Annotated in this window: 22 protein-coding genes and 2 pseudogenes; 17 read left to right on the plus strand and 7 right to left on the minus strand. The window is 74.4% G+C overall.

All coding sequences use genetic code 11. The features are described from left to right. Window positions 1-18 precede the first annotated feature (18 nt). Together ACH4E7_RS29925 and ACH4E7_RS29930 are read left to right on the plus strand one after the other, a co-directional pair. Window positions 19-1,461, plus strand: coding sequence for a glyceraldehyde-3-phosphate dehydrogenase (locus ACH4E7_RS29925; RefSeq protein ID WP_396252222.1), 1,443 nt, complete (start codon window positions 19-21; stop codon window positions 1,459-1,461). A 170-nt stretch (window positions 1,462-1,631) separates the two neighbouring features. Beyond that, window positions 1,632-2,465: a hypothetical protein gene (locus ACH4E7_RS29930; RefSeq protein WP_396252224.1), complete on the plus strand. Its 834-nt coding sequence runs from the start codon at window positions 1,632-1,634 to the stop codon at window positions 2,463-2,465. A gap of 49 nt (window positions 2,466-2,514) precedes the next feature. On the opposite strand, the gene ACH4E7_RS29935 is transcribed toward ACH4E7_RS29930, so the two are convergent. Beyond that, the gene (locus ACH4E7_RS29935) at window positions 2,515-2,844 is read right to left on the minus strand and encodes a hypothetical protein (protein ID WP_396252225.1); all 330 of its coding nucleotides are present in this window, start codon (window positions 2,842-2,844) and stop codon (window positions 2,515-2,517) included. Window positions 2,845-3,100: 256 nt separating this feature from the next. On the opposite strand from ACH4E7_RS29935, the gene ACH4E7_RS29940 reads away from it, so the two are divergent. The 3 genes from ACH4E7_RS29940 to ACH4E7_RS29950 all read left to right on the plus strand — a co-directional run bounded on the left by ACH4E7_RS29940 (window position 3,101) and on the right by ACH4E7_RS29950 (window position 9,048). Further along, window positions 3,101-4,135: a hypothetical protein gene (locus ACH4E7_RS29940; RefSeq protein WP_396252227.1), complete on the plus strand. Its 1,035-nt coding sequence runs from the start codon at window positions 3,101-3,103 to the stop codon at window positions 4,133-4,135. 132 nt (window positions 4,136-4,267) lie between these two features. Then, window positions 4,268-6,139 carry an HSP90 family protein gene (locus ACH4E7_RS29945; RefSeq protein WP_396252228.1) on the plus strand — a complete coding sequence of 624 codons (1,872 nt, stop codon included), beginning with the start codon at window positions 4,268-4,270 and terminating at the stop codon, window positions 6,137-6,139. Beyond that, window positions 6,139-9,048: a hypothetical protein gene (locus ACH4E7_RS29950; RefSeq protein WP_396252230.1), complete on the plus strand. Its 2,910-nt coding sequence runs from the start codon at window positions 6,139-6,141 to the stop codon at window positions 9,046-9,048. Before ACH4E7_RS29945 ends, ACH4E7_RS29950 begins: the two co-directional genes overlap by 1 nt. Window positions 9,049-9,101: 53 nt before the next feature. Here ACH4E7_RS29950 and ACH4E7_RS29955 read toward each other — a convergent pair whose 3' ends face one another. Continuing rightward, the gene (locus tag ACH4E7_RS29955) at window positions 9,102-10,394 is read right to left on the minus strand and encodes a carbohydrate-binding protein (protein ID WP_396252232.1); all 1,293 of its coding nucleotides are present in this window, start codon (window positions 10,392-10,394) and stop codon (window positions 9,102-9,104) included. Window positions 10,395-10,734: 340 nt separating this feature from the next. Between ACH4E7_RS29955 and ACH4E7_RS29960 the strand changes: the two genes are divergently transcribed. Next, window positions 10,735-11,055, plus strand: coding sequence for a hypothetical protein (locus tag ACH4E7_RS29960; RefSeq protein ID WP_396252235.1), 321 nt, complete (start codon window positions 10,735-10,737; stop codon window positions 11,053-11,055). 80 nt (window positions 11,056-11,135) lie between these two features. On the opposite strand, the gene ACH4E7_RS29965 is transcribed toward ACH4E7_RS29960, so the two are convergent. The 3 genes from ACH4E7_RS29965 to ACH4E7_RS29975 all read right to left on the minus strand — a co-directional run bounded on the left by ACH4E7_RS29965 (window position 11,136) and on the right by ACH4E7_RS29975 (window position 14,559). Further along, complete coding sequence (locus ACH4E7_RS29965) at window positions 11,136-12,116, minus strand: Lrp/AsnC family transcriptional regulator (RefSeq protein ID WP_396252237.1); 981 nt, start codon at window positions 12,114-12,116, stop codon at window positions 11,136-11,138. After that, window positions 12,106-13,551: an MFS transporter gene (locus tag ACH4E7_RS29970; RefSeq protein WP_396252239.1), complete on the minus strand. Its 1,446-nt coding sequence runs from the start codon at window positions 13,549-13,551 to the stop codon at window positions 12,106-12,108. Before ACH4E7_RS29970 ends, ACH4E7_RS29965 begins: the two co-directional genes overlap by 11 nt. Before the next feature lie 129 nt (window positions 13,552-13,680). Next, window positions 13,681-14,559 carry a LysR family transcriptional regulator gene (locus tag ACH4E7_RS29975; RefSeq protein ID WP_396252241.1) on the minus strand — a complete coding sequence of 293 codons (879 nt, stop codon included), beginning with the start codon at window positions 14,557-14,559 and terminating at the stop codon, window positions 13,681-13,683. A gap of 107 nt (window positions 14,560-14,666) precedes the next feature. On the opposite strand from ACH4E7_RS29975, the gene ACH4E7_RS29980 reads away from it, so the two are divergent. The 9 genes and pseudogenes from ACH4E7_RS29980 to ACH4E7_RS30020 all read left to right on the plus strand — a co-directional run bounded on the left by ACH4E7_RS29980 (window position 14,667) and on the right by ACH4E7_RS30020 (window position 21,650). Then, complete coding sequence (locus tag ACH4E7_RS29980; RefSeq protein ID WP_396252243.1) at window positions 14,667-15,593, plus strand: DMT family transporter; 927 nt, start codon at window positions 14,667-14,669, stop codon at window positions 15,591-15,593. 123 nt (window positions 15,594-15,716) lie between these two features. After that, window positions 15,717-16,661: a GNAT family N-acetyltransferase gene (locus tag ACH4E7_RS29985; protein WP_396252245.1), complete on the plus strand. Its 945-nt coding sequence runs from the start codon at window positions 15,717-15,719 to the stop codon at window positions 16,659-16,661. Beyond that, complete coding sequence (locus tag ACH4E7_RS29990) at window positions 16,654-17,442, plus strand: aminotransferase class IV (RefSeq protein ID WP_396252247.1); 789 nt, start codon at window positions 16,654-16,656, stop codon at window positions 17,440-17,442. Before ACH4E7_RS29985 ends, ACH4E7_RS29990 begins: the two co-directional genes overlap by 8 nt. Before the next feature lie 59 nt (window positions 17,443-17,501). Continuing rightward, a pseudogene (locus tag ACH4E7_RS29995) lies at window positions 17,502-17,603 on the plus strand (hypothetical protein); the annotation flags it as partial. 172 nt (window positions 17,604-17,775) lie between these two features. Beyond that, a pseudogene (locus ACH4E7_RS30000) lies at window positions 17,776-18,006 on the plus strand (multicopper oxidase domain-containing protein); the annotation flags it as partial. Window positions 18,007-18,131: 125 nt separating this feature from the next. Beyond that, a complete protein-coding gene (locus ACH4E7_RS30005) occupies window positions 18,132-19,490 on the plus strand; it encodes a DUF2252 domain-containing protein (protein ID WP_396252249.1) in 1,359 nt (452 codons plus the stop codon). Window positions 19,491-19,637: 147 nt separating this feature from the next. Then, the gene (locus tag ACH4E7_RS30010; protein ID WP_396252251.1) at window positions 19,638-20,054 is read left to right on the plus strand and encodes an ester cyclase; all 417 of its coding nucleotides are present in this window, start codon (window positions 19,638-19,640) and stop codon (window positions 20,052-20,054) included. A 104-nt stretch (window positions 20,055-20,158) separates the two neighbouring features. Next, window positions 20,159-20,683 (plus strand): GNAT family N-acetyltransferase, encoded by a 525-nt coding sequence (locus ACH4E7_RS30015; RefSeq protein ID WP_396252253.1) that lies wholly within the window; start codon window positions 20,159-20,161, stop codon window positions 20,681-20,683. A 52-nt stretch (window positions 20,684-20,735) separates the two neighbouring features. Then, window positions 20,736-21,650 carry a DUF6891 domain-containing protein gene (locus ACH4E7_RS30020; RefSeq protein WP_396252255.1) on the plus strand — a complete coding sequence of 305 codons (915 nt, stop codon included), beginning with the start codon at window positions 20,736-20,738 and terminating at the stop codon, window positions 21,648-21,650. Window positions 21,651-21,821: 171 nt separating this feature from the next. Here the strand turns inward: ACH4E7_RS30020 and ACH4E7_RS30025 are convergent, their stop codons facing one another. Further along, on the minus strand, window positions 21,822-22,730 hold the full coding sequence (locus ACH4E7_RS30025) for a diacylglycerol kinase (RefSeq protein WP_396252257.1): 909 nt from the start codon (window positions 22,728-22,730) through the stop codon (window positions 21,822-21,824). Beyond that, window positions 22,727-24,349, minus strand: coding sequence for an FAD-linked oxidase C-terminal domain-containing protein (locus ACH4E7_RS30030; protein ID WP_396252259.1), 1,623 nt, complete (start codon window positions 24,347-24,349; stop codon window positions 22,727-22,729). The genes ACH4E7_RS30025 and ACH4E7_RS30030 overlap by 4 nt, the downstream gene beginning before the upstream one ends. A 20-nt stretch (window positions 24,350-24,369) precedes the next feature. Here ACH4E7_RS30030 and ACH4E7_RS30035 point away from each other — a divergent pair, with 20 nt between their 5' ends. Both ACH4E7_RS30035 and ACH4E7_RS30040 read left to right on the plus strand, forming a co-directional pair. Further along, the gene (locus tag ACH4E7_RS30035; protein ID WP_396252261.1) at window positions 24,370-25,035 is read left to right on the plus strand and encodes a TetR/AcrR family transcriptional regulator; all 666 of its coding nucleotides are present in this window, start codon (window positions 24,370-24,372) and stop codon (window positions 25,033-25,035) included. Then, window positions 25,032-26,612, plus strand: coding sequence for a glycerol-3-phosphate dehydrogenase/oxidase (locus tag ACH4E7_RS30040; protein WP_396252263.1), 1,581 nt, complete (start codon window positions 25,032-25,034; stop codon window positions 26,610-26,612). Before ACH4E7_RS30035 ends, ACH4E7_RS30040 begins: the two co-directional genes overlap by 4 nt. The last annotated feature ends 52 nt before the right edge of the window (window positions 26,613-26,664 follow it).

Genomic DNA, 26,664 nt, shown 5'->3' on the forward strand with positions numbered 1-26,664 from the left:
AGCTCGAAAGATGGACTTGTGACTGTCAACGACGACGTGTTCACGGACTGGAAGAACCGCGAGGAGATCGCGGAGTCGATGATCCCGATCATCGGGCGGCTGCACCGGGAGAAGGACGTCACCGTCCTGCTCCACAGCCGTTCCCTGGTGAACAAGTCGGTGGTCAGCATCCTCAAGACGCACCGCTTCGCCCGGCAGATCGCGGGCGAGGAGCTCTCGGTCACCGAGACCATGCCGTTCCTGCAGGCGCTGACCACCCTGGACCTCGGCCCCTCGCAGATCGACCTCGGGATGCTCGCCTCGACCTACCGGGCGGACGACCGCGGCCTGTCGGTGGAGGAGTTCACCGCCCAGGCCGTCGCCGGTGCCACCGGTGAGAACAAGCTGGAGCGCCGGTCCGCGCAGGACGTCGTGCTGTACGGGTTCGGCCGCATCGGCCGCCTGGTCGCCCGCCTGCTGATCGAGAAGGCCTCCGGCAACGGCCTGCGCCTGAAGGCCATCGTCGTGCGCAACGGCGGCGGCGACGACCTGGTCAAGCGCGCCTCGCTGCTGCGCCGGGACTCCATCCACGGCCAGTTCCAGGGCACCATCACCGTCGACGAGGCGAACAACAAGATCGTCGTCAACGGCAACGAGATCACGGTGATCTACTCCGACGACCCGAGCAAGGTCGACTACACGGAGTACGGGATCAAGGACGCGATCCTGATCGACAACACCGGCAAGTGGCGCGACCGCGAGGGCCTGTCCAAGCACCTGCGCCCCGGCATCGCCAAGGTCGTGCTGACCGCCCCGGGCAAGGGCGACGTCCCGAACATCGTGCACGGCGTCAACCACGACATGATCAAGCCGGACGAGCAGATCATCTCCTGCGCCTCCTGCACCACCAACGCCATCGTCCCGCCGCTGAAGGCGATGGAGGACGAGTACGGCGTCGTGCGCGGCCACGTGGAGACCGTCCACTCGTTCACCAACGACCAGAACCTGCTGGACAACTACCACAAGGCCGACCGCCGCGGCCGCTCGGCGCCGCTGAACATGGTGATCACCGAGACCGGTGCCGCCTCGGCCGTCGCCAAGGCCCTGCCGGACCTCAAGGCGAAGATCACCGGCAGCTCGATCCGCGTGCCGGTGCCGGACGTGTCCATCGCGATCCTGAACCTGCAGCTGAAGCGCGAGACCAACCGCGAGGAGGTCCTCGACTACCTGCGGGACATCTCGCTGACCTCCCCGCTGAAGCGTCAGATCGACTTCACCGACTCGCCCGACGCGGTCTCCAGCGACTTCATCGGCTCGCGCCACGCCTCGATCGTGGACGCCGGCGCGACCAAGGTCGAGGGCGACAACGCGATCCTGTACCTGTGGTACGACAACGAGTTCGGCTACTCGTGCCAGGTCGTCCGGGTCGTGCAGTACATCTCGGGTGTCGAGTACCCGACCTACCCGGCTCCGGCGGTCTGATCCACCGGTCGGGCTGTTCCGCGGGGCGGTGACCTTTCGGTCGCCGCCCCGTCGGCGTTCCCAGGGGTGTCGGGGCGGGTGGGGCGGTTCGTGTGCGGGGAACCCGGGGTGGGTGCGCTGTGGGGCGGTCGCTATCTTGAGGGGTCACGGACAGCCGTAAGGGAGCGGGCATGGGGATGGGTGGTCGGCGGATGGCCGTCGGGGTGGCGGTCGGGGTGCTGGCGGGCGTGCTGGCCGGGTGTTCGTCCGGTGGGTCGGCGGATGCCAAGGGGGCCTCGGGGGCGTCGAGTTCGGCGGTGACGGGTTCGGTGGCGACGGGCACGGCGGGCGGTACGGCCCCGGCCTCCGCGACGGCGGCGCCGTCCGCGTCCGCGACCGGGGCGGGAGCCGCGCCGTCGGCGGCCGGTGCCGCGACGGCCGGGGCCACCGCCGGGACCGGGAGCGGGGCGCCGGTGCCGCCGCCCGCTGCCGCGGCGACGCCCGGGGCGGATCTGGAGGGTGTGCTGCTGGACGACAAGGTCGTCGGGCAGGTGCTGCCGGACGTCAAGGCGATGGCCGGGTGGGACGAGGAGAAGCGCAAGGTCGACACCGCCGACCACGCCACCACCTGCACGGCCTCGACCCCCTGTGCGGGCAAGCCGCTGAGCGGGTCGGTCCGGTTCTCCTCGGGTGACCTGGTCACCCGCTTCCTGGTGGACACGCTGCCGAGCCGGGACGCGGCCAAGGACCGACTGAAGGAGGCGTACGCCTCCTACCCCGTCGGGCCGTTCCACAAGGTCGACACCCCGGTGCTGGGCAGCGAGAGCCAGGCCTTCGTCGGGCCGCTGTCCGTGGGTGACGGGGTGAGCATCGTGGTCCGCTCGGGCACCGTGGTGGCGAGCGTGACCACCGAGGGTGGCCCGGTGGATGTGAACGCCGCCCGACGGTTCGCGGTGATGCTGATCAAGCGGATCGAGCAGGCGCAGTCGGGGAAGGCGCCGGACGCCGGGCTCGGCCCGGCCTGACCGGGGTCGGGCGGGTGTGACCCGGGTTCGGGCGCGGCTACGGCCTGCCTCAGGGACAGGCCGGCAGCTCGTACTGTCCGAGCGCCAGCAGGGTGTCCACCGCGCAGTGCGGTACCCGCCAGCCGGGCAGCGGGCCGTCTGCGCCCGTCAGCTCGGCGCAGGCGGTGGTGACGGCGGCCTCGGCGGCGAGCAGATGGTCGGCGAGGACGAAGACCACGCCGTCCACGGTGCCCGGGCCGACCAGGATCCGGGCGTGTTCGATTCTGGTGGGACCGTGGACCGCGCGCGCCAGCCCGTCCCGGACGGTCTCCGGGGTGGGCGGACGCTCGGGCGCGGGATCGTCGTCCGGGGCGCTGAGGTGGAAGCGGATAGCGTGCACGGGAGTAAGCCTGACGGATCGTCGGCGCGATCGGTGGTCTCGGGACTGTCAGGAAACTGTCAGGCAGCAAGATGTCACCGCGTCCCATCTGGAATGTCGTCTCGTGGGAACGCCGCCGCCGCCCCCGCGCCGCACCCCGCCCCCGAACGTCGCTGGGCTGGGGAAACGGATGTCGGTCACCCGTGATATGTACTCATCTGGCGTGGCCACTGTGCGGCCGTGCGAAAGATGCCGATGATGTTCGAGGGGGCCACACATGCCGCTGTTCCGACGCCGCTCGGGCGGGGAGGGCGCGCAGGACCGGGCCGGTCGGCGCGGGTTCGGGTTCGGCAGACGGGCCGCCGGGGCACCCGCGGTCGCCCGTGCCGCGGAGCCGCGGCTGGACCCGACCTTCGGCGACGAGTCCGTCCGGCTGGTGCTCGGGCAGGCCGCGGCCGGGGACTGGACGGCACTGCGTCCCGCGCTGGCCGCTGCGGACGGGGCCGACCTGACCTGGCTGGCCGGCTCGATCGCCGACGTGTCCGGGGTCGAGCGGTGGACGGCCCGCGCGATGGACGACGCGCCGGACGACGCGCTGCCGCTGCTGCTGTCCGGCGCCCGGCACGTCACCTGGGCCTGGGAGGCGCGGACCGGCGCCCGGGCCAAGCACGTCACCGAGGAGCAGTGGAAGCTGTTCCACGAGCGGCTGGACACCGCCGAGGAGCAGCTGCTGGAGGTCGCCGAGCGTGAGCCGTCCTGGCTCGCCCCCTGGTACTTCCTGCAGATCAGCGCCCGCGGCGCCTCGCTCGCCCCGGACGTCGCCACCTGCCGCTTCGAGGCCGCCGTCCGGCGCGTGCCCGGGCACCCCGGCTCGCACCGCCAGCGGCTCCAGCAGCTGTGCGCCAAGTGGGGCGGCTCGCACGACGCGATGCACGAGTTCGCCCGCTCCTCGATGCTGGCCGCCCCCGAGGGCAGCCAGCTCGGCGAGCTGGTGGCGCTCGCCCACCTGGAGCGCTGGCTGGACCTCCCGGACGGCGAGGACCACGCCTACCTGTCCGGCCCCACCGTGCTGGCCGAGCTGCAGGAGGCCGCCTTCCGGTCCGTCCTGCACCCGGATTTCGTCCCGGTCCGCGGCTGGCAGGCGAGCTTCAACACCTTCGCCATGGCCTTCTCGCTCGCCGACCAGCGCAAGACCGCGCGGCTGCTGTTCGACGCGCTGGACGGCCTCGTCACCGAGTCGCCCTGGCACTACCTGGCCGGCGACCCGGCCAAGGCCTACCGCGCCCACCGTGACCGTTGCGCCACGTACTGACGCCCCGAGCCGCGTACCGCTGCCGAGCCGCCCAGCGGTGCCGAGCCGCGCACCGGCGCCGGGCAGCGCACCGCTGACGCCGCGCCGCGTCCCCTGAACCCTTCACCCCCCTCGCGATCGAAAGAGCCTCCGGTGTCCCCATCCGACAACCCGACGAGTGCGCACACCTTCCAGGTGGACCTGCGCGGCCTGGTGGACCTGCTCTCCCACCACCTCTACTCCAGCCCGCGGGTCTACCTGCGCGAGCTGCTGCAGAACGCGGTGGACGCGATCTCGGCCCGCCGCGCCCTCGACCCCGAGGCGCCTGCGGCGATCACCGTCCGCGCCGACGACGAGTTGTCCGTCACCGACACCGGCATCGGCCTGACCGAGAAGGACGTCCACACCTTCCTCGCCACCATCGGCCGCAGCTCCAAGCGCGACGCCGACGGCCGCCTGGACGGCGCCGGCCTGGCCAAGGCCCGCGGCGACTTCATCGGCCAGTTCGGCATCGGCCTGCTCGCCTGCTTCGTGGTCGCCGACGAGATCACCGTGGTCACCCGCTCCGCCGCCACCCCGGACGCCCCGGTGATCGAGTGGCGCGGCAGCTCCGACGGCAGCTACACCATCCGCACCCTGCCCGCCGAGGCCAAGCCCGAGCCCGGCACCACCGTCACCCTCGCCCCGCGCGCCGACGCCGCCGAGTGGACCCGCTCCGGCCGGGTGCTCTCCCTCGCCCGGGACTTCGGCAGCCTGCTGCGTCACGACGTCACCGTCATCGACGCGAACGGCACCGAGCACCGGGTCAACCGCACCCCGCCGTGGGCCGAGCGGCACGCCTCCCCGCTGGCCCGGCGCGACGCGCTCGCCGAGTACTGCCGCGCCACCTTCGACTTCACCCCGCTCGACACCATCGAGCTGAACCTCCCGCTGGTCGGCCTGCGCGGCGTCGCGTACGTCCTGCCCGACGCCGCCGCGCCCTCGCGCCGCAACGGCCACCGGGTCCACCTCAAGGGCATGCTGCTCTCCGACCAGGCCGACGAACTGCTGCCGGACTGGGCCTTCTTCGTCCGCTGCGTGGTGGACACCGACGGGCTGCGCCCCACCGCCTCGCGCGAGGGCCTGTACGCCGACGAGACGCTGGCGGCCGTCCGCGAGGCGCTCGGCGCCAGGATCCGCGACTGGCTGACCGGCCTGTCCGCGAGCGACCCGGCGCTGCTGCACCGCTTCCTCTCCGTGCACCACCTGGCCGTCAAGGAACTCGCCCGCTACGACGACGAGTTGCTGCGGATGATGCTGCCCTGGCTGCCGTTCGAGACCACCGACGGCAACGTCACCTTGGACGAGTTCGCCCGCAGCCACCCGGTGGTGCTGGTGACCCGTACGGTCGAGGAGTTCCGCCAGGTCGCCCCGATCGCCGGCGCGGCCGGTCTCGGCGTGGTCAACGGCGGCTACACCTACGACCGCGACCTGGTGCACCGGCTGCCCGAGATCCGCCCCGGCGTCTCGGTCGCCGACCTCGACCCGGGCACCGTCACCGCGCACCTGGACAGCGTGGACCCGGCCGCCGAGCTGGCCGCGGGCGTCTTCCTGGCGATCGCCCGCGAGGTGGTCGGCCGCTTCGACTGCGACGTCGCCCTGCGCAGCTTCCATCCGACCAACGCGCCCGCCCTGCTGCTCGACAACCGGGAGGCCCGGCACGAGCGCACGCGCGCCCAACTCGCCGACGAGGCGGACGGGTTGTGGGCGGACATTCTGGGTTCGCTGCGCGCCGAGGCGCCCCGCGCCCAGCTGGTGCTGAACCACCTCAACCCGCTGGTGCGCCGCGCCGCGACGGTCACCAACCGCGAGTTGGCGGTCACCGCGGTCGAGGCGCTGTACGGGCAGGCCGTGCTGATGACCCGCCGCCCGCTCAAGGCCAGCGAGTCCGCGCTGCTGAACCGCTCGTTCATCAGCCTGCTCGACCACGCCATGCTCGGCCACGAGGCGGCCGGCGCCGCAGGCACCGACGAGAAGGAGGCGTGATGCTGGACACCCCCGACGCGGTGATGGCCGGGCTGCGCGAGAACGACGCCCGCCCGTACGGCCGCACCCGCACCGTCACCGCCGAGGAACTCGTCGACGCCGCCGAGCAGTTCGAGGACACCGGGGTCCGCTCGATGGCCCTGCTCGAACTCATGGAGGCCTACGAGTACGACGGCGAGCGCAGCAAGAGCCCGGTGGTCTTCGCCCGCGTGCTCAAGCTCTGGGACCAGGACCCGGAGGGCTTCGGCGAGTGGGCCCGGCACCAGGTGTTCTGGCGCTTCAAGTGGGTCGCCTCCGCACTGATGGACACCCCGGACGTGCCGTTGGCCGCGATCCGGCGCTGGCACACCGAGTTGCGCGACCGCTACCGCGCGGCCGGCTACGACCTCCAGCCGTACTACGCCCAGCGCTACCACCTGGCCGCGCAGACCGGCGTCGACGTCCAGGACGCCTACGAGCTGTGGACGGCCCGCCCGCGCACCGAGCTGAGCGACTGCCATGCCTGCGAGACCCGGGCCCGCGCCCGGCACTTCATCGAGGCCGGGGACGACGCCCGCGCGCTGGAGATCCTCGCCCCGGTGCTGGACGGCCGCAGCGCCTGCGAGCAGGAGCCCTACCTCAGCCAGGCCGCCGCCCTGCTGCCGCTGCTGCGCCGGGGCCGGCTGGACGAGGCCCGCTCCGGCCACCTCACCGGCTACCGCTTCGCGCGCGGCAAGGCGTCGATGCTGCACGCCGTCGGCCTGCACATCGAGTTCTGCGCGCTGTCCGGCAACGAGCCGCGCGGCCTGGAGCTGCTCGCCGAGAACCGCGACCTGTTCGCGGTGACCGGTGAGCCCGCCTCCCGGCTGGAGTTCCTCACCGGCGTCGAGGTGCTGATCGCCGGCCTGGCCGCGGCCGGGCACGGCGGGCTCGCGGTCAGCGGCCCGGCCGGCACCTCCTGGACGGTCGACACCCTGCTCGCCCACCTGCGTGGTGAGGCCGACGCGCTGGCCGCCCGCTTCGACGCCCGCAACGGCACCGACTCGGTGAGCGCCGGGCGGCGCGCCCGGCTGGCCGTCGAACCGCTGCTGGCCGAGCCGCTGGCGCTCGGCGTGCGGGCGGTCGCCGCGCCCGAGCTGGCCGCCACCGCCCCCGCCGTCGCCCCGGTGCCGCGTCGGACCGTCGAGGCGGAGCCGGAGGACTTCACCGCCCTGGTGCTGCGGGCTCGCGAGCTGGAGGTGGTCGGCCACCCCGACGCCGACCGGCTCTGGAAGCGGATCGCCGAGCGCGCCGACGCCGACGGCTTCGTCCACCCCGAGAGCGTCGAACTCGGCGGCCCCGAGCGGCTGGCCGCCGAACTCGCGGAGCAGCACGCCCACGAGGCGCTGCAGCGCGACGAGCACGCCGAGGGCAAGGCGGGCCTGCTGGCCGCCGCCGAGCTGTACGAGCAGGCCGGGCTGCCCGGCCCGGCGCTGATGGTCCGCACCCGCACGCTGATCGCCGAACTCGGCGATGTCGACGGTGCGGTGGCCGACTGGACGGCGCTGGACGCCGCGCTGGCCCGGGCCGAGGAACTGCGGGCCGCGGGCACGCTGACCGACGACGACTACCTGATCATCCTGCAGTCGCGCGCCTACGCCGCCCACCACGACATGGTCGAGGCGCTGCCCGAGCCCTCCGACGGGACCGCGGCGCGTTTCGAGGCCGCCGTCGGCGCCTACCGGCAGATCGCCGTCGCCCTCGGTTCCGCCCGTCGGGCCGCCACCTCCCGGCAGTACACCGCCGACGCCGCCGCCCGGCAGGGCCGCCTGGCCGATGCGGCGGCCGAACTGCGCGAGGTGCTGGCACAGTTGGACGCGGCCGAACTGCCCTGGCACACCCCGCGGGTGCTCGGCCTGCTCGGCCAGGTGCTGCTGCAGGACGGCGAACCCGCCCAGGCCGTCGAGGTGTTCCACCGGGCGCTGGCTGAGGCGGGGCGCTGGGGCGACGACTCCTACCCGTACGCGCCGACGTACATGATGCTCGGCCACGCGAGCATGCAGGTGGAGGACCTCGGCGGCGCGGTCCGGGCGCTCTCGGAGGCCGCCGCGCGCTACGACCGCCAGGGCGGGACCGCCGTCGAGGAGGCCGCCCAGGTCCGGCTGCAGTTGGCCGATGTGCTGCGCGGCACCGGACGCACGGCGGACGCGGTGGCCGTCCTGGAGTCGGTGCTGGACGCCGCGACCGGCGGCCTGGACGTGCGGATGCTCGCCCAGGTCCGGCTCGACCTCGCCCGGGGCCTGGCCGAACTGGACGAGCACCGGGACGCCGCCGAGGAGTACCTGCGCCTGGCCGACCTGGTGGCCGACTGGGAGGACCAGCAGACCCACACCATGGTCGCCTGCGAGGCCACCCTCGCGCTCGCCCAGGCGGACCGCTGGGACGCCGCCGAGGCGGCCCTGGAGCGGGCCCGCGAGGCCCACCGCAAGGCCCCGCAGGTGGACCAACTGGCGGCGACTCTGCGCGAGTTGGCCCGGCTCACGGTCTGTGACAAGGGCGCCGAGTGGCTGGACGCCGCGCTCGCCCTGCTCGCCGAGGCGGACGCGCTCGGCGAGGCCGCCGAGCGGAGCGGCGAGGAGTACAACAGCTGGTACCTGCGCGGCGGTTCGCACCATGAGCGGGCGCGCTGCCTGGCCGTCGCCGACCGGCACGAGGAGGCGCTCGCCGAGGTCGAACGGTCGATCGCGGTCTACGAGCAGGGCGGCGGGCAGGCCGAGTCGCCGCGGGCGGAGTCCGTGCGGCTGGCCGCGCTGATCGAGGGCGGCGACCTCGGGCGCCCCCAGGCGGCGGTGGCCCGGCTGACCGCCGGGATCACCCGCTGCGAGGCGGCCGGGCTGCCGGAGGCGGCGCGGATCCTGGCCGAGCTGCGCGAGCGGTTCACCTCCGACTGACGTACAAGCGGCGGGCGTTGTGCGCGCCCGCCGCTGTCGTCCGGGTGTTCCGGTCAGCAGGGGCCGTCGTCGGCCCAGACGCCCCACTGGCCGCTGGCGCTCGGCACCTCGTTCAGCGTCCACCACTTGGCGTGGTAGTCGTGCCCGTTGTACGAGACCTTGGCGCCGGCCGTGTACGTGGTGCTCGCGCTCCATGCCGGGGCGGTGCAGGTACCCGGGTTGCCGGTCGGGGTGCCGGGACCGGTCGGCGGGGGTGTGGTCGGCACAGTGGTGGGCGGGGTCGCCCCGGCGAACTTCACCGTGTACTCGGTGAAGTCCCAGTCGCTCTGCGCCACGCTGGAGCAGGAGCCGGACAGCCCCGGGTCCACCGGGCCCGAGCACTGGCGGTCCCGGTTGACCGACCAGAAGGTGTACCGGGCCAGGCCGTGCGCGGTGGCGAAGTCCAGCACGGTCTGGAAGTCCGCCTGGCGGAAGTACTCGGCGGCGTCGGTGCGGCCGTTCATCATCGACACGCCCTCGTGGGCGTACGCGGTGGCCTCGTTCCAGCCGAAGGTGGTCTGCAGGAGCTGGTTGAACTTCACCAGCGCGTCGGTCTGCGCGGCGGCGCCGTTGAAGCCGCCGTCGAACGGCATGATCGAGTAGTTGTTCGGCGTGAAGCCCTGGGACTTGGCCTCGTTGAGCATCTGGGTGCCGAACCAGCCGGTGCCCGCGTTGGTCCCGGCGGTGGTGATCGAGATGTACAGCCCCGGGTTGTTCTGCTGGAGGATGCGGGCGGCGCCGATCTCGTTGTGGATCGCGGCCGTGTTCTCGTACTCGGGCTCCTCCAGGTCGAAGTCGATCGCCTTGAGGCCGTACTTGGTGATCACCTGCTGGTACCCGGCGGCGGTCGCCTCGGGCGTGCCGCAGACCTGGCCGAGCTTGGTGCCGCCGTACCCGCCGACCGACACCGAGACGTCCCCGCCCTTGGCGCGGACGGTCTGGATGACGCCCGGCATGGTGGTGTCGGAGTCGATCGAGGAGGTGCCGCCCCAGGCGGGCGAACAGCTATTGCCCTGGGCGAGGATGAAGGCCAGCTGGAAGGCCTTCTGCCCGGTCGCGTCCATCACGGCGGCGGCGTCCGGCGGACTGTTGTCCTCGGGCATCAGGTACGGCGCCGAGGCGTACCAGTTGCTGCCCAGTCCGCCCGCCCCGGTGGTGGCGACGGTGTCGGCGGAGGCGGAGCCGGTGGCGGCCAGGGCGGCGACACCGCCGGCGACCAGGCCGAGCACGCCGGCCACGGCGAGCGCGGCGCGGGATCTGCGCGAGGTCGGTGCGGTTCGGTGCTGTGGGGGAAGAGCGCGTTCCATCGGAGGCCTTTCCAGGAAGCGGCGGTGGGGGGAACGGACCTGGTCACGCCGGGAGTGGGGGTGGCGTGACGGCCGAACGGACCGTCGGCGGCGGGTAGTTGCCGATGGTCCCCACTGGTATAGACCTGTTGAGCAGGGGTGGTCAACCCCTGGAAGGTCAAGGCGTTCGGGGTGCTCGGCCCGGAGCGCGGAGCGAAGTCGCTCGATCGCCGGGTGAGTCCGTGGCACGATGGGGCCATGACGATCAACCGAAAGGCCCATGCCGCGTAGACGGCCAGGGCAGGTCCGGGCGGAGCTTCCGTGTCGCCGGACGCATCAGAGGCGGCATGCGATCGACGGTGTGTCCGCAGGGGCGCTCGCCGAGATCGCGCGGCTCGAACGGACGCGGAACTATCTGCAGCCGGGGGACGTGGGAGCCGCGCTGTGGCGCTGGCGGGCGTATGTTCATCGCCCGGAGCGCCTGTTGTGGGGCGACTACGAGTTCGGCGACGTGCATTGGTACTGCTGTGGTTCCCCGTGGGGCGCCCGCGAGCTCCTCGATGCCGCGCTACGGGCGATGTCGCCGCGCGGCGCCCGTGAACTGCGTGCCGTCGTGGGCCGGTTCGATGCGGTGTGGAACACGCCCGCGCCGCCGTATCTCGCGCCGGCCCCGTGGGTCTGAGGGGCCGGCACCGGCCCCGCGCACTGGACCGTCGCCCGTCGCCCGTCGCCCGTCGCCCGTCGCCCGTCGCCCGTCGCCCGTCACCCGTCGTGCCGCAGCGCCGCCCGCAGTGCCGGAACCGGCCCCGCCGCCTTCAGCGTCCGCAGCACCGGCGCCGACTCCAGGCCGGTGATCGCCGCGACGCCCCCCAGCCGCCGGGTGAGGTAGCGGTGCAGGTCCGCCGGGTCGGTGCACAGGGCGAGCGCCGCGAGGTTGCTGGGGCCGGTGGTGGCGGCGACGAAGGCGAGCTCCCGGTGGGTGGCCAGGGTGCGGCCGACCTCGTCGAGGTGGGTGGGGGCGACGCGCAGCCAGAGCAGTGCCTGCATGTCCGCCCCCAGCAGTCGGGGGTCCAGCTCGACGTCGAGGAAGACCGCGCCGTCGGCCCGCAGTTCGGCCAGGCGCCGCGCGACGGTGGCCGGGGTGCGCCCGGTGGCGGCGGCGAGTTCGCCGAGGGGCGTGCGCCCGTCCACGTGCAGCGCGCCGAGCAGCGCCCGGTCGGCGGCGTCCAGCCCGCCGGAGGGCCCGCCCGCGAGTACGGGCCGGAGCCGGGCCTGCTGCTCCTCGGTGAGCGCCTCGGTGCTGACCGGCCAGGCGGTCGGGCCGCCCCGGTAGGTGTGCAGCAGGCAGTGCGCGGAGACGGCGGTGACGGCGGCGGTGCGCGGGATGTCGCGCAGCAGCAGGCTGTGGCCGTCCGGCCCGGGATCGGTCTCCACGATCGCGGTGATCTCCGTGCCGCCGGAGGTGAGCTTCACCCAGGCCGTGTCGTCGCGCCGGACCAGTGCCTGGGCGAGCTGTTGCGCGGTCTGCGGCCCGGCGGTCAGGCGCAGCAGCCACTGTGCCCGCCCGGTCCGGTGCGGGTCGGCGAGCCCGACGACCCGCAGCCCGGCCTCGGCCCGCAGCCGCCGGTAGCGGCGGGCGACGGTCTGCGGGGACACGTCGAGCACGGCCGCGATCCGGTTGAACGGGGCGCGCCCGTCGACCCGCAGGGCGTGTACGAGGGCGCGGTCGAGCTCATCGAGCATGCGTCGGTTCCCGGTGGTCGGAGGCGCGGCCGTCCCATTCTGCCGCGCGGCGGGCGGTCATCATCCGCCCCGCCACTGCGGCGGCCGCCAGTGCCGCCACCGCTACCCAGCAGGCCCGCTGCGCCCCGGCGGCGGACGGGTCGGCCAGGTGGAGCCGCCCGAGCAGTGCGATGCCCAGGGTGGCGCCGAGCTGTTGGACGGCGTTGAGCAGTCCCGCCGCCGAGCCGGTCTCCTGCGGCTGCAGCGGCTGCAGGGCGGTGGTGAAGAAGGCCGGGGTGAACAGCCCCTGCCCGAGGCCGACCACCGCGAGCGCGTACGGCAGCGACTCCGGCCGCTCGCCGGTACGGTAGGCGGCGATCACCGTCACCAGTCCCGTCGCCATCACCGCGACGCCGACGGGCATCACCCGTGCCCCGTACCGCCGGACCAGTGCGCCGCCCGCCCACAGCGACCCGGCCGCGAGCCCGGCCGACATCGGGAGCAGGGTCAGCCCGCAGGTCAACGCGTCCGTGCCGGAGGCGAGTTGGAGCTGCAGGACGACGACCAGGGTGAGCCCGGTGGTGACCGCGAAGGCCAGTGCCAGGGTGACCAGCGCGGCCGGGAACCGGAGTGAGCGGAACAGGCTCGGCTCGACCAGGGTGTCCGCGCCGCGCCGGGCGCCGTAGCGCTGGTGGGCGGCGAGGACGAGCGCGAGCACCGCCCCGGCGGCCACCAGGACCCACGAGCCGCCACCGCTCAGCAACGGCAGCACGACCGACCCGGTGGCCAGGGCCGCGAGCGTGCCGCCGACCGGGTCGAGGCCGGGGTGGCGCGGGGCGCGGTCCTCGACGAGCAGCGGGGCGAGGGTCAGGACGGCGAGTGAGAGCGGCAGGTTGACCAGGAAGACGGCGCGCCAGGAGGAGCCGAACAGGTCGGCGTGGGTGAGCAGCCCGCCGAGCACCGGTCCGGCCACCGCCGCGAGCCCCATCACCGGCCCGATCGTTCCGAGTGCCCGGGCCGTCTCCCCGCCCCGGAACATGGCCTTGATCAGCCCGATGGTCTGCGGCACGATCACGGCGGCCGCCGCGCCCTGGACGGCCCGGAAGGCGAGCAGCGCGTCGAGGGTGGGCGCGCAGGCGCAGGCCAGCGAGGCGAGCAGGAAGCCCACGACGCCGATCCGGAACATCCGCCGCCGCCCGAGCCGGTCGCCCAGTCGTCCGCCGGTGAGCAGGAGCACGGCGAACGGCAGGGTGTAGGCGGAGGTCAGCCAGGGCACGGCCGCCGCCGGCCCGCCCAGCTCGGCGCGCATGCGCGGGGCGGCGACCTGCACGATCGTCGCGTCCAGCAGGTTCATCGCCTCGGCGGTGAGCAGCGCGCAGAGCGCCCACCAACGGCGCGGATGGACAGACGGCGGGTGGACGGACGATGGGGGGACGGACGGCGGATGGACGGACAAGAGAAGGCTCCCTGGGAAGAGTGGCCGAACGCCGCCACCTTCCGGTCGGACGACCACCGCCACCAGCCAACGCCGCCCCGATCCACGAAAAGCTCCACCCGAGCTGCTCACCGCGTCGAAAAGCTCCACTCAGACCAGGGCGGTGACCCCCACTCCGGCGAGCAGCCCGCTGACCGTCGGCGACCACGGTCGGCCGGTCGGCCCGGTGAGCGTCAGCGTCCGGTGCACGGCCGGACGGATCGGTACCAGGACGCAGTCGGCCGGCAGCATGGTCAGCGCCAGCGCGGGCATCACCGACACCCCGACGCCCGCGTGCACCATGCCGATCAGCGTGTTGAGGTCGCGGATCCGGTGCCGGGGCGTGAAGCGGGTGCCGGCCCGCCGGTAGGCCTCGCGGATGTGGCGCTCGCAGCCGCCCTCGGAGAGCAGGAAGTCGTCGTCCTCCAGGTCGGCCACGTGGATGCTCTCCTGCCCGGCGAGCGGGTGGTCGCGGCGCAGCAGTGCGTGCATGGAGTCGGCGCCGAGCGCGACCGCCCCGGGCGGCAGCGGCCCGGCGTCCACCAGTACGGCGGCGTCCACCGTGCCGGCCTCCAGCCAGGCGGCCAGCTCGGCGTCCTCACCCTCGAAGAGCCGCACGGTGACCTGCGGGTACGCCGCCTTCCATTCCCGCAGCAGCCCGGGCAGCAGCGCCTGGCAGACGGTGGTCGGCGCGGCCAGCCGCACGGTGCCGGTCAGGCCGCCGGTGTGCCGGGTGGCGATGGTGCGCACGGCGGCGGCGGAGGCGACGGCGGTGCGGGCGTGCGGCAGGATCCGCTCGCCGAGCGGGGTGGGCCGGCAGGGGCTGCCGCGCCGCAGTACGGGCGCGCCGAGCGAGCGCTCCAGCGCGGCGACGGCGTGCGAGACGGCGGACTGGCTGATGCCCAGCTCGTCGGCGGCCGCGCCGAAGCCGCCGGTGTCGGCGACCGCGACCAGCGCCCTGAGCTGGGCCAGGTTGACCTCCGAGGCCATGAGACTTCCTCATCCTTCCGGCACCGCCACTTGTTGGACTCATGCTCCGCCGCCGGGCCACCCTCTGTCCAGAACACAACGGGAGGACGGACGGGGAGGTGGTCGGGGTGCGGCGCTGGTTGCCGGGCTTCGTGGCACTGTCGGCGATCTGGGGCGCGAGCTTCGCCCTGATCAAGGTGGCGGTCGAGGCCGGGGTTCCGCCGGTGTGGGTGGCGCTGGGGCGCAGCCTGCTCGGTGCGGTCACGCTGTGGATCGTCCTGTTGCTGCGCGGCGAGCGGGCCCCGCGCGACCGGGTGCTGTGGGGGCACTCGGCGGTGGTCGCGGTGCTGCTCAACACCGTGCCGTTCACCCTGTTCTCCTTCGGCGAGACCCGGGTCAGCTCGGTGCTGGCCGGGGTGATGAACGCGACCACCCCGCTGTTCACCCTGCTGTTCGCGGTGCTCACCGTCCCCGAGGAACGCCGCCCGGGCGCCCGCCGGCTCTGCGGCCTCGCGCTCGGCTTCGTCGGCGTGCTCACCGTCCTCGGGGTCTGGCGCGGCCTCGGTTCCGGCGCGACCGTGGGCGCCCTCGCCTGCCTGTCCGCCGCCTGCTGCTACGGCGCCGGCTTCGCCTACCTGCGCCGCTTCCTGTCCGGCCGCCCGGAGTCGGTGACCACCCTCTCCGCGCTCCAGATCGGCTGCGCCGCCGCCGAGTTGGGCCTGGTCGCCCCGTTCGCCGCGGGCGCCCCGCACTGGCCGGGAGCCGCCGCGGCCGCCGCCCTGCTGGTGCTCGGCGGGCTCGGTACGGGCCTGGCGTACCTGCTCAACCTCGGCCTGATCCGGGCGGCGGGCACCGCCGTCGCCTCCGCCGTCACCTACGTCACGCCGCTGTGGTCCACCGCCCTCGGGGCCGCCTTCCTGGCCGAGCCGGTCGGCTGGAACGCCCTGGCCGGCGGCGTCCTGGTGATCGCCGCGGTCGCCCTGACCCGGCCGCGCCGGGTGCCGGCCGCCTCCGCTGTTCCTCCGCCCCCGAAGGAACGTCAGCCGGTCGGTTAGAGGGATCGGGTGAACCGGGACCCGCGGCCGGTGGCCGTCCGGGTCGCGCTGCGGGCTCGGACCCTGACGGTCGGTGCTCGGCGGATTACGGCTCGTGCCCGGTGGCCCGCTATCGTGGCGCGTGTGAGGTCGTGGGATGCCGCGGTGGAGCGGGCGCAGGGGCGGTTGGCGGCGGGGGAGCGGCTGCGGGCGGCGGGGGAGGGGGAGGAACGGCGGTTCGCGCTGTGGGACTTGGCGTCGCTGGTGGAAGGCGAGCTGAGCGAGGTGGTCGACCCGGACGCGCTGACGGCGCGGGCCGAGCGCGGGTGGCGGGACCGGCTGGGGGAGAGCGGGCGGGAGTGGCCCGGCGGGGAGCTGTACCGGCGGCGGTACTGGATCCAGGACGACCGCGCGGAGGTCGTCGGCACCGTCGCGGTGGACAACTGGACCAGGGGGCCGAGCCAACTCGCCGTCAGTTCCCTCTATGTGCGGCCCGAGGCGCGCGGTCGCGGGCTGGCGGCCGCCGCGCTGGACGAGGTGTACGCGGCGGCCACCGCCGAGGGGCTGCCCGGTTTCCGGTTGGAGGCGCACTGGACCTGGCAGCCGGCGGTCCGCTACTACCTGCGCCGGGGGCTGTGGGTGGTGGCCTGGAAGCGGTCGCTGTCGCTGGCCCGGATGCCCCAACTGCCGCTGCACCGGGTGCGGGAGGAGGGTGGGCGGCTGCTCCTGCTGGTCGCCGACCGGCAGCGCGGGTGGGTGCCGATACTGGCCGCCGGGCGGGAGGGGCGTTGGCTGCGGCTGGACGAGACCGCCGACTACCGGGGCTGCGACGGCTGGGTGCACGAGTACGCGCGGTCGACGCTGGCGCTGTACCTGGCGCTGGCGGGGTGGCCGATGGTGCGCGGGCCGCAGTGGTGGGCGGAGGCGTGGCGCTGGTCGGACGCGGGGGAGCCGGAGGGGTTGGCGTTCAAGATCGAGCAGTTCGAGCAGGCCGCCCGGACGAGGGCGGGCCGCGCGGTCGCCGGCCCGGAACCCCCGGTGCCGACGCCGGAGGCGACCCCGCAGCTGGCAGACTCGGGGGATGGCTGAGATCGAGATCGACGGCGCGCCCGCCGACCCGGCGCGGCTCGCCGCCCTGGGGCTGCTCAACTACGGGCACTTCACCACCCTGCGTGCCGAGGCGGGCCGGGTACGCGGTCTGACGCTGCACCTGGAGCGACTGGACCGGGACTGCCGGACGCTGTTCGGCGCCGAGTTGGACCGGGCGGTGGTCCGGGAGCGGATCCGCGCCGCGCTGCCCGCCGACGGCGGGCCGGTGATCGTCCGGGTCACCGTCTACGACCCCGCCCTCGGCCTGGAGCGGCCCGCCGCCCCCGCCGCGCCCGCTCTGCTGGTGACCACCCGCCCCGCCGCCACGGCCGAACCGGCCCCGCTGCGGGCGCGTACGACGGTGTACCGGCGGGAGCTGCCCGAGGTGAAGCACGTCGGGCTGTTCGGGCTGGTCCACCGCCGTCGGCTGGCCCAACTCGCCGGGTACGATGACGCGTTGTTCGCAGACGAGGACGGCCGGGTGACCGAGGGCGCCACCTGGAACATCGGCTTCCTGGCCGGGGAGCGCCTGGTCTGGCCCGAGGGCCCCAGCCTGCGCGGCGTCACCGAGGCGCTGCTGGCCGGTGCGTACGACGGCCCGCAGTCCCGCGAGCCCGTCCACGCCGCCCGGCTGGACGCGTTCGACGCGGCCTTCGCCGTCAACGCGGGCGTCGGTGTGCGCCCGATCGCCGCCGTGGACGGCACCGCCTTCGACCCGGCCCACCCCGTGCTCGCCGAACTGAGCGCCGCCTACCGGGGGATCGCCGCCGAGCCCGTGTAGCGCGGGCCGCTCCTGCGGCAGGCCCTGGGGGCAGCCGGGCCATGGACGGCATGCCGGGGATGCGGCACGCGGCGGGCCGCGACACGGTCGGCGAGCGCACCCACACCTACCCGGGCAGGCAGCGCGCCGCCACCCTCTGGTACCACGACCACCGGATGGGCTTCACCGGCCCCGGCGTCTGGCGCGGCCTGTCCGGCTTCCACCTGGTCCACGACGACGAGGAGGACGCCCTGCCGCTGCCGCGCGGCGAGCGCGACCTGCCGCTGATACCAGCCCGGGCGCAGCCTCGCCGCCCCCGCGCTCGGCAGCGTCGAACGGTGGCGCTTCTCCACCGACGTGCACCACCCCGTGCACCTCCACCTCGACCACTTCCAGGTGATCGGGCGCAACGGCCAGGACCCGGGCCCGTGGGACGCGGGCTGGAAGGACACCGTCGATCTGCGCCCGGCCGAGGCGGTGGAGGTGTTGGTGCGGTTCACGGACTACGCGGGGACGTACATGATGCACTGCCACAACCTGGAGCACGAGGACATGGCGATGATGGCCGACTTCACGGTGGGGTGACCGGTCGGCCTCACTCGATCGGCCGAGTGCCGGAGGGCGCGGCATGCGCCCTCCGGCACTCTTGTCCTAGCGTCGCGGTGAGGTGTACGCGTTGAAGGTTGCCTGGTGACGGACGGAGCCGCCGCATGACCACCCCCGCCGAACGCCGCCGTGCCGGCCGGGCCGCCCGTGAGCGCGTCTCCCGCTCCGACCACGGCCGGTGGATCCCGGCCGCCGACCGGCCCGACCCGCTCGGCGTGCTGGAGGCACAGGGCGCCGACCGGGTCACCCGGCTGCTGCCGATCCGCTACGGGCGGATGGCCGACAGCCCGTTCAGCTACCTGCGCGGTGCCGCCGCCGTGATGGCCGCCGACCTCGCGGCCGTCCCGAACACCGGCCTGACCGTCCAACTCTGCGGCGACGCACACCTGTTGAACTTCGGGGTGTACGCCTCGCCGGAGCGCGCACTGCTCTTCGACGTCAACGACTTCGACGAGACCTACCCCGGGCCCTTCGAGTGGGACGTCAAGCGCCTGGCCGCCAGCGTCGCGGTCGCCGGCCGGGACAGCGGCCAGGGGGACCAGCGCGCCCGGCACGCCGCGCTCGTCGCCGTCCGGAGCTACGCCACCGCGATGCGCCGGCTGGCCGGGAGGGGTGAACTCGACGTCTGGTACAGCCGGATCGACGCCGCCGACCTGTTGCCGCTGGTCGGCAAGGACAAGCGGCGCCGACGGACCGAGGGCGAACTCGTCCACGCCCGGCGCCGCACCAGCCTGCAGGCCTTCGGCAAGCTCACCGAGGAGCGGGACGGGCAGCGGCGGATCATCAGCTCGCCGCCGCTGATCGAGCCGCTGAAGAAGACCGAACTGCGCGACATCGGCAAGGTGTTCAGCGACTACCGGGCCACTCTGGCGGAGGACCGCCGGGTGCTGATGGACCGCTACCGGTTCGTGGACGCGGCGATGAAGGTGGTCGGCGTCGGCAGCGTCGGCACCCGCTGCTTCATCCTCCTGCTGGAGGGCCGGGACACCGGTGACCCGCTGTTCCTGCAGCTCAAGGAGGCCGGGCGGTCGGTGCTCGAGGACCACCTGCCGCCCACCCGGGTGGACGCCGAGATCGCCGCACACCACGGCGGGCGCCGGGTGGTCACCGGGCAGCACCTGATGCAGGCCGCCAGCGACATCTTCCTCGGCTGGACCGCCGGCCCGGCCGGGCGCCACTACTACGGCCGCCGACTGCGCGACATGAAGGGCTCGGTGGAGGTCGACTCGATGACCCCCTCCGGTCTGCGCGCCTACGCCGACCTGTGTGGGCGCACCCTCGCCCGGGCCCACGCCCGCACCGGCCACCGCCTCGCCATCGCCGGCTACCTGGGCGGTGCCGACACCTTCGCCGAGGCGGTCGCCGACTTCGCGATGCGGTACGCGGACCGGACGGCGGCCGACCACGCGGAGCTGGTCGAGGCGATCGAGGCCGGGCGGGTCACCGCGACGCGGGGCGTGTGAGCCCGGGAGCGGGGTGAGCGGGGAGTCGTTGACCGGACAATTCCCGCCCGGGAATGGTCGCCGCTCCCGGGTGGAAGGCGTGCGGCGTCCGTGGGAACGTCGAGAGCGGGGGAGTCCTTGGCCGCTCCCCCGCGGGAGGTGGACGTCGTGAGCACCGAGGTCAACAAGCAGGTCGTGGACGGCTTCGACGCCCTGGTCCGGGCCGGGGACGTCGCCCGCCTGGACGAGTTCTGTACTCCGGACCTGGTCAACCATGCCCTCGCCCCCGGCTACCCGGCCGGCCTCGCGGGCGCCCGGGAGTTCCTGACCACGATGGCCGGGCAGTGCGAGGACGACCACTGGCGCAGCTGCCTCACCGTCGCCGAGGACGACCTGGTCGTCCAGTTCGGCCTGCGGGCCGGCCACTGGGCGGGCGGCGACTTTCTTGGCTTCCCCACCCACAGCGGGAACTACGCTCGGGACGTCGCCTTCGCGTACCGGCTGCGGGAGGGGCGGATCGCCGAGCGCTGGGCGATCCGCGACGACCTCACCATGATCCGGCAGCTCGGCGGCATCCGGTTGTGAGCCGGGATCGCGCTCCGGGCGGCCGGTAGGCTGCCGCGGCCTCCGTCTCCGAAGCACCCGTTTTTCGCTTGCCCGGGTGGGCGTGGTGCCGTTGGGTTGGCGACATGAACGAACTGTGCACCGACCGCTTGCTGATCCGCCGCTGGCGGGAGGCCGACCTCTCCCCCTGGGCCGCGATGAACGCCGACCCGGAGATCCGCGAGCACCTCGGCGGCATCCTCACCCGCGAGCAGAGCGATGCCTCGGTGGCGCGGTACGAGGCGGCGATCGAGAAGCGCGGGTACGGGTGGCTGGCCGTCGAGGTGCGGGGGAGCGGCGAGTTCGTCGGTTTCGTCGGCCTGGACGACGTCGAGGAGCAGGACCTGGTCGGCGGGGTCGAGATCGGCTGGCGCCTGGCGCGCTCCGCCTGGGGCCACGGCTATGCGACGGAGGCGGCCCGCGCCGTCCTCGCGTACGGCTTCGACACGCTCGACCTCTCCGAGATCCTCGCCCTCACCACCGCCGCCAACCTGCGCTCCCAGGCCGTGATGCGGCGCCTCGGGATGTCGCACGACCCGGCCGAGGACTTCGACGACGCCGAGGGGGGTCGCAATGTGGTGTTCCGTCTGCGGCGGGAGGACCGGGCCTGAGTCGCCGGGGGCGGGCGCCGATCGTGTCAGTGGTCTGTGCAAGGGTGACCGCATGCTGGCGATCACGGTGCAGACGAACGACACGCGGCACCTGAGGGTGACCGTGGAGGAACTGGCGGGGCTGGTCCGGCGCATCGGCGCGGGGGCCGACTCCTTCCTCGTCGTGCAGCGGGTACCGGACCTGCCGGACGTGTACATCCAGATGTGTCACAAGGACGGCGGCGACTACACGTTGGAGCACCGCGACGGCTCCGCCGCCCGGCATTTCGAGGTGCGGCTCGACGGGCCCGAGCCGGTGGTCGCGGCGATGACGGGGTGGGCGCGCCAGGAGCCGGGCTGGGGTGACGGCCTGGACTGGGCGCCGCTCGACTTCGGGCCGCCGGAGCCCGTGCCTGCCCTGGTGCTGGAGGCGGACGAGCGGCGGGAGTTGGAGGATCAGCTGCGGCTGACGCTGGCTTGCGGCTACACCGACCGTGCCCGGCTCGCCGAGCAGGCGGAGGAGTACCTGGTGTCGGGCGAGCGCCGCCCGGTCTCCCGGGCGCAGGCCGAGCAGCTCGCCGACCGGCTGTGGCTGGAGCGGGTCGGCGTGCAGAGCGGCTGGACCGGCGAGACGGATCCGGAGCGCCTCGCCCGTGCCTTCGCCGCCCTGGAGGAGACCGGCATCACCGCGCGGGAGCACTTCACCTGTTGCCGCTCCTGCGGCGAGGCCGAGATCGGCGCGGAGGGGGAGCCGGACGCGCGCGGCTTCGTCTACTTCCACTTCCAGTGCACCGAGTCCGCGGCCGCCGGGCACGGCCTGTCGCTGCTCTACGGCGGCTTCGACGGTTCGGCGTCCACCACCACGGCTATCGGCAAGGAGGTGGTCGCCGCTCTGGCGGCCGTCGGGCTGCCGACGGTCTGGAGCGGTGACCCGTCGGACGCGATCGAGATACGCCCGCTGCTCTGGCGTCGCCGCCTGGTCGGATGAAGCCGGAGCAGGTGCCACGGAGCAACGTCCGGGAGCTGTCGCGGGAGGTGCCGCGCGGCGTGCGGCGGCAGGTGATCGCGGCGGCCAGGAGGGGGCGGGCCTGCGAGGGCGGTCGGGTGGACGGGGCTTGAGTCCCCCGGGCGGCGCAGGCTGCCCGGGGGACGTCACGGCTCACGGCACCAGCAGTCGCAGGGCCTCGCGCACCACCGTGACCTCGACCGGTAGGGCCGTGATGAACTCCCCGTCGGCGTAGGCGGTGATGCCCGGGGACTCGATCCGCACGGACTCGGTGCGCAGCGTGGTGACCTCCGGGTGGCTGACGTGAGTGCCCTTGAAGATGGTGGGGAAGAAGCGGGCGACCCGCAGCCGGGGCATGGCGTCGACCAGGGTGACGTCGAGCAGGCCGTCGTCGGGGAGGGCGGAGGGGCAGATCAGCATGCCGCCGCCGTAGCTGCGGGTGTTGCCGACGGCGGCCAGGGTGAGGTCGCGTTCGATGACGGTGCCGTCGGCGAGGGTGATCCGGAACGGCAGCGGGCGCAGGTTGGCGAACTCGGCGAGGATGGCCAGGTTGTAGCGCATCCGGCCGCGCGGCCAGCGCAGTCGGTTGGCACGGTCGCTGACCAGCGAGTCGAAGCCGGTGGCGAGGACGGAGCCGTACCAGCGGACGGCGCCGTCCGGGCCGGTGATCCGGCCGAGGTCGATGCCGCGCACCCGCCCGGCGGCGATGACGTCGGCGGCGGCCTCGGGGGCGGCGATCGGCAGGCCGTACTCGCGGGCGTGGTCGTTGCCGGTGCCGGCCGGTATCACGCCGAGCGGGACGGCGGTGCCGGCCAGGGCCTGGAGGGCGAGGTTGATCATGCCGTCGCCGCCGACCACGACCACCGCGTCCACGCCGTCCGCCGCCGCCTCGCGGGCCAGGCGGACGCCGTCCTCGGCGGAGCGCCCGGCCTGCGGTTCGACCTCGACTCCGAGGGCGCGCAGGCGGGCGACGGCCCGGCGGGCGGCGGGTTCGGCGTGGCCGATGCCCGCCGCCGGGTTGGTGAGAACGGCGACCCTGCGGACGGTTCTCGTGCCGGTCATGGGATCAGCTTGCCGGGGTTGAGGATGCCCGCCGGGTCGAGTTCGGCCTTGACGGCGCGCAGGATGCGCACGCCGAGGTCGCCGATCTCCTCGGTCATCCAGGGCCGGTGGTCGGCGCCGACCGCGTGGTGGTGGCTGATGGTGCCGCCTGCGCCGAGGATGGCGTCCCCGGCGGCGCGCTTGGCGACGCCCCAGCGGCTCAGCGGGTCCTCGCCGAGGGCGGAGACGACGGTGAAGTAGAGCGAGGCGCCGGTCGGGTAGACGTGCGAGATGTGGCAGAGCACCAGCGCGCCGGGCAGGGCGCCGGTCAGGGCCTCGGTGACGGCCGTCCGGAGGTGGGGCAGTGCGCTCCAGCCGGCCGCGGTCTCCAGGGTCTCGCACAGAGCGCCCGCGTTGAGCAGCGAGTCGCGCAGGTAGGGGGCGTTGAAGCGGCCGTGCTCCCAGGCCCGGGCGGGCTCCTCACCGAGCGAGGTGCCGCCGGCGGCGAGGAGGACCTCGCGGGTGAGGTCGTGCCGGGCGGCGACCTGCTCGGCGCTGCCCTCGAACACGGTGACGGCCAGGCAGCCGCTGACCGCCGGGGCGCCGCCGATCTGCTCGGTCATGGCGAGGTTGATCATGGTCTCGGCCTCGTCGGAGAGCCGGATCACGGTCGGGCCGGTGCCCTGCTGCTCGACGGCGCGCAGCGCGGCGGTACCGGTGGCGAAGTCGGGGAAGCTCCACGCCTCGTACGCCTTGACGGCGGGCAGCGGGTGGACGCGCAGCCGGACGGCGGTGATCACGCCGAGGGTGCCCTCGGAGCCGAGGAAGAGCTGGCGCAGGTCGGGGCCGGCGGCCGAGGCGGGGGCGCGGCCGAGGTCCAGCACCTCGGCGGGGGTGACCACGCGCAGGCCGCGGACCATCTCGTCGAAGCGCCCGTACCCGGCGGAGTCCTGGCCGGAGGAGCGGGTGGCCGCGAAGCCGCCGATGGTGGCGAAGCGGAAGCTCTGCGGGTAGTGGCCGAGCTCCCAGCCGCGCTCGGCGAGCAGTGCCTCCGTCGCCGGGCCGGTCAGGCCGGCGCCGAGGACGGCCTCGCCGGAGGTCTCGTCCAGGTCGAGCAGCTGGTCGAAGCGGCGCAGGTCGAGCGAGACGACGGCCTGGAGGCCGCCGCGCTCGGGGTCGAGGCCGCCGACCACGCTGGTGCCGCCGCCGAACGGGACGACGGCGATCCGGCGCTCGGCGCAGACGGCCAGGACGGCGGCGATCTCCTGCTCGCTGCCGGGCACGACCACGGCGTCGGGCGCGTCCTGCGGCTCGCGGCTGCGGCGACGCAGCAGGTCAGGGGTGGACTTGCCGCCGGCGCGCGGCAGGCGGTCGGCGTCGGCGGCGCTGACGTGCGCCTCGCCGACGGCGGCGGCCAGCGCCTTGAGGTCCTCGGCGGTGATCCGGGAGGGACGCAGCAGGACCTCCTCGGCGCTCGGCCCGGGGGCGGCGTCGCCGGCGACACCGAGGGCGGCGACGAGCAGTCCCTTGATGTCGGCGGACAGCTCCTTCGCGAGGGCCGGGTCGCCCCAGGCGTTCCACTTCATCGGGGGGAGCGGCAGCGCGGCGTTCGCCGGTCCCGCTTGCGTCTCAGGTGCCATGCGTTACAGTTTCACACATCATGTCAAGTAGTAACGTCGAGCCGACGACAGCAGCCGAGCGGCCCCGCAGTGCCGGGAGCCGCAGTGCCGGGAGCGGTGGCGCCGGGAACAGCGGCGCCGAGCAACCGCGCAGCACCGACGACGCGATCCTGGACGCCGCCGCCGACCTGATCGTCCACTCCGGCGTCCGCCGGACCCAGCTGGCGGAGATCGCCCGCCGCGCCGGGGTCAGCCGGCCGACCGTCTACCGGCGCTGGCCGGACGTCCGGGCGGTGATCGGGGCGCTCCTGACCCGGGAGATCCTGGCCACCCTCGAGGGCACCGCGTTGGACGTCCACGACCGGGAGATCTTCGTGGACCGGGTGGTCGAGGTCGCCGTCCGGCTGCGCGACCACCCGGTGCTCGGCGCGCTGCTCCACTCCGACGACTCCGACCTGCTGCTCCAGTACGTGGTGGAACGGCTCGGCACCAGCCAGCGCGGCCTGCTGGAGGCCCTGCGCACCGGCATCGAACAGGGGCAGGCCGGCGGCTCGATCCGGGCCGGCGAGTCGACCGAACTGGCCGCCATGGTCCTGCTGATCGCCCAGTCCACCGTCCAGTCGCACCGCATGGTCGCCGCCCTGCTCACCGAGGCGGCCTGGCGGCGCGAACTGGCCAGAGCACTGAACGGATACCTCGCGCCATGACGCCCACCGCCGGTTCGTCCGCCGGTCCATCCACCGGCCCCTTCGCCGGAACCAGCCGACTCAACGCCGCCCGCCGGACGTTCGAGCTCCACACGCTCGCCGACGACCCGCACATCGACCTGTTGGTGATCGGCGCCGGCGTCACCGGGGCCGGGGCGGCCCTGGACGCCGCCTCACGCGGCCTGCGTACCGTGCTGGTCGAGTCCCGCGACCTCGCCTTCGGTACGAGCCGCTGGAGCTCCAAGCTGGTGCACGGGGGCCTGCGCTACCTCGCCTCCGGCCGGGTCAAGGTGGCCCGGGAGAGCGCGGTCGAGCGCGGCGTGCTGATGACCCGCACCGCCCCGCACCTGGTCCGCGCCCTGCCCCAACTGGTGCCGCTGCTCCCGGACCTGCTGCGCCCCGGCCAGGGCGCGCTGATCCGCGCGGGCTTCCACGCCGGGGACGCGCTGCGGATCAGTGCCGGGACGCCGGGCGCCCTGCTGCCCCGGGTCCGCCGGGTCGACGCCGCCCGCACCCGCCAGCTGGTGCCCGGTGTGCGGACCGCGGGACTGCGCGGCGCGCTGGTCGCGCACGACGGCCAACTCGTCGACGACGCACGGCTGGTGGTCGCCCTGGCGCGCACCGCCGCGCAGTACGGGGCGAGCGTGCTGACCCGGGTGCGGGCCGAGTCCGTCACCGGGACCTCGGCGCGGCTGGTGGACACGCTGACCGGCCAGGAGCTGACCGTCACCGCGGGCGCGGTCATCAACGCGACCGGCGTCTGGGCGGGCGAGGTGGACACCTCGATCAAGCTGCGGCCCAGCCGCGGCACCCACCTGCTGGTCGACGCCGCCACCCTGGGGTACCCGGCCGCCGCGCTCACCGTGCCGGTGCCCGGCTCCACCAGCCGCTTCGTCTTCGCCCTGCCGCAGCAGCTCGGCCGGGTGGCGATCGGCCTGACCGATGAGGACGCCCCGGGCCCGATCCCGGACGAGCCGCAGCCCACCGAGGCCGAGCTGACCTTCCTCCTCGACACCGTCAACGCCGCCCTTGCCACCGAGCTGACCAGGGCGGACGTGCGCGGCGCCTACGCCGGGCTGCGCCCGCTGATCGACACCGGGGGCGGGAACACCGCCGACATCTCCCGGGAGCACGCCGTGCTGGAGTCCCCGTCCGGGGTGGTCACCGTGGTCGGCGGCAAGCTCACCACCTACCGGCGGATGGCCGAGGACGCGGTGGGCGCCGCCGTCCGGCTGCACGGCCTGCCCGCCCGTACCTGCTGGACGGCCCGCCTCCCGCTGGTCGGCGCCCCCGGCCACCGCGACAGCCGCCCGCTGCCCGTCCAGGGAGTGCCCGTCTCGCTGCTCGCCCGCCACGGCGGCGCGGCCCACGAGGTGCTGGCGGCGGGGGAGTTGGCGCCGGTGGCGGACGACCTGGACGTGACCCGCGCCGAGATCGTCTACGCCGTCACCCACGAGGGTGCGCTCGACGCGGCCGACGTCCTCGACCGCCGGACCCGTATCGGCCTGGTGAAGGCGGACGCCGAGCGGGCCCGGAAGGCGGTCGAGGAGATCCTCGGGGAGATCGCCGCAGAGTAGGAGGTCGCCGTGTAGCGGCGAGTGACTCTGGAACAGCGGACCGCCGCGCAGT

It is taken from the genome of Kitasatospora sp. NPDC018058, from assembly GCF_044327205.1.
Lineage (GTDB): Bacteria > Actinomycetota > Actinomycetes > Streptomycetales > Streptomycetaceae > Kitasatospora.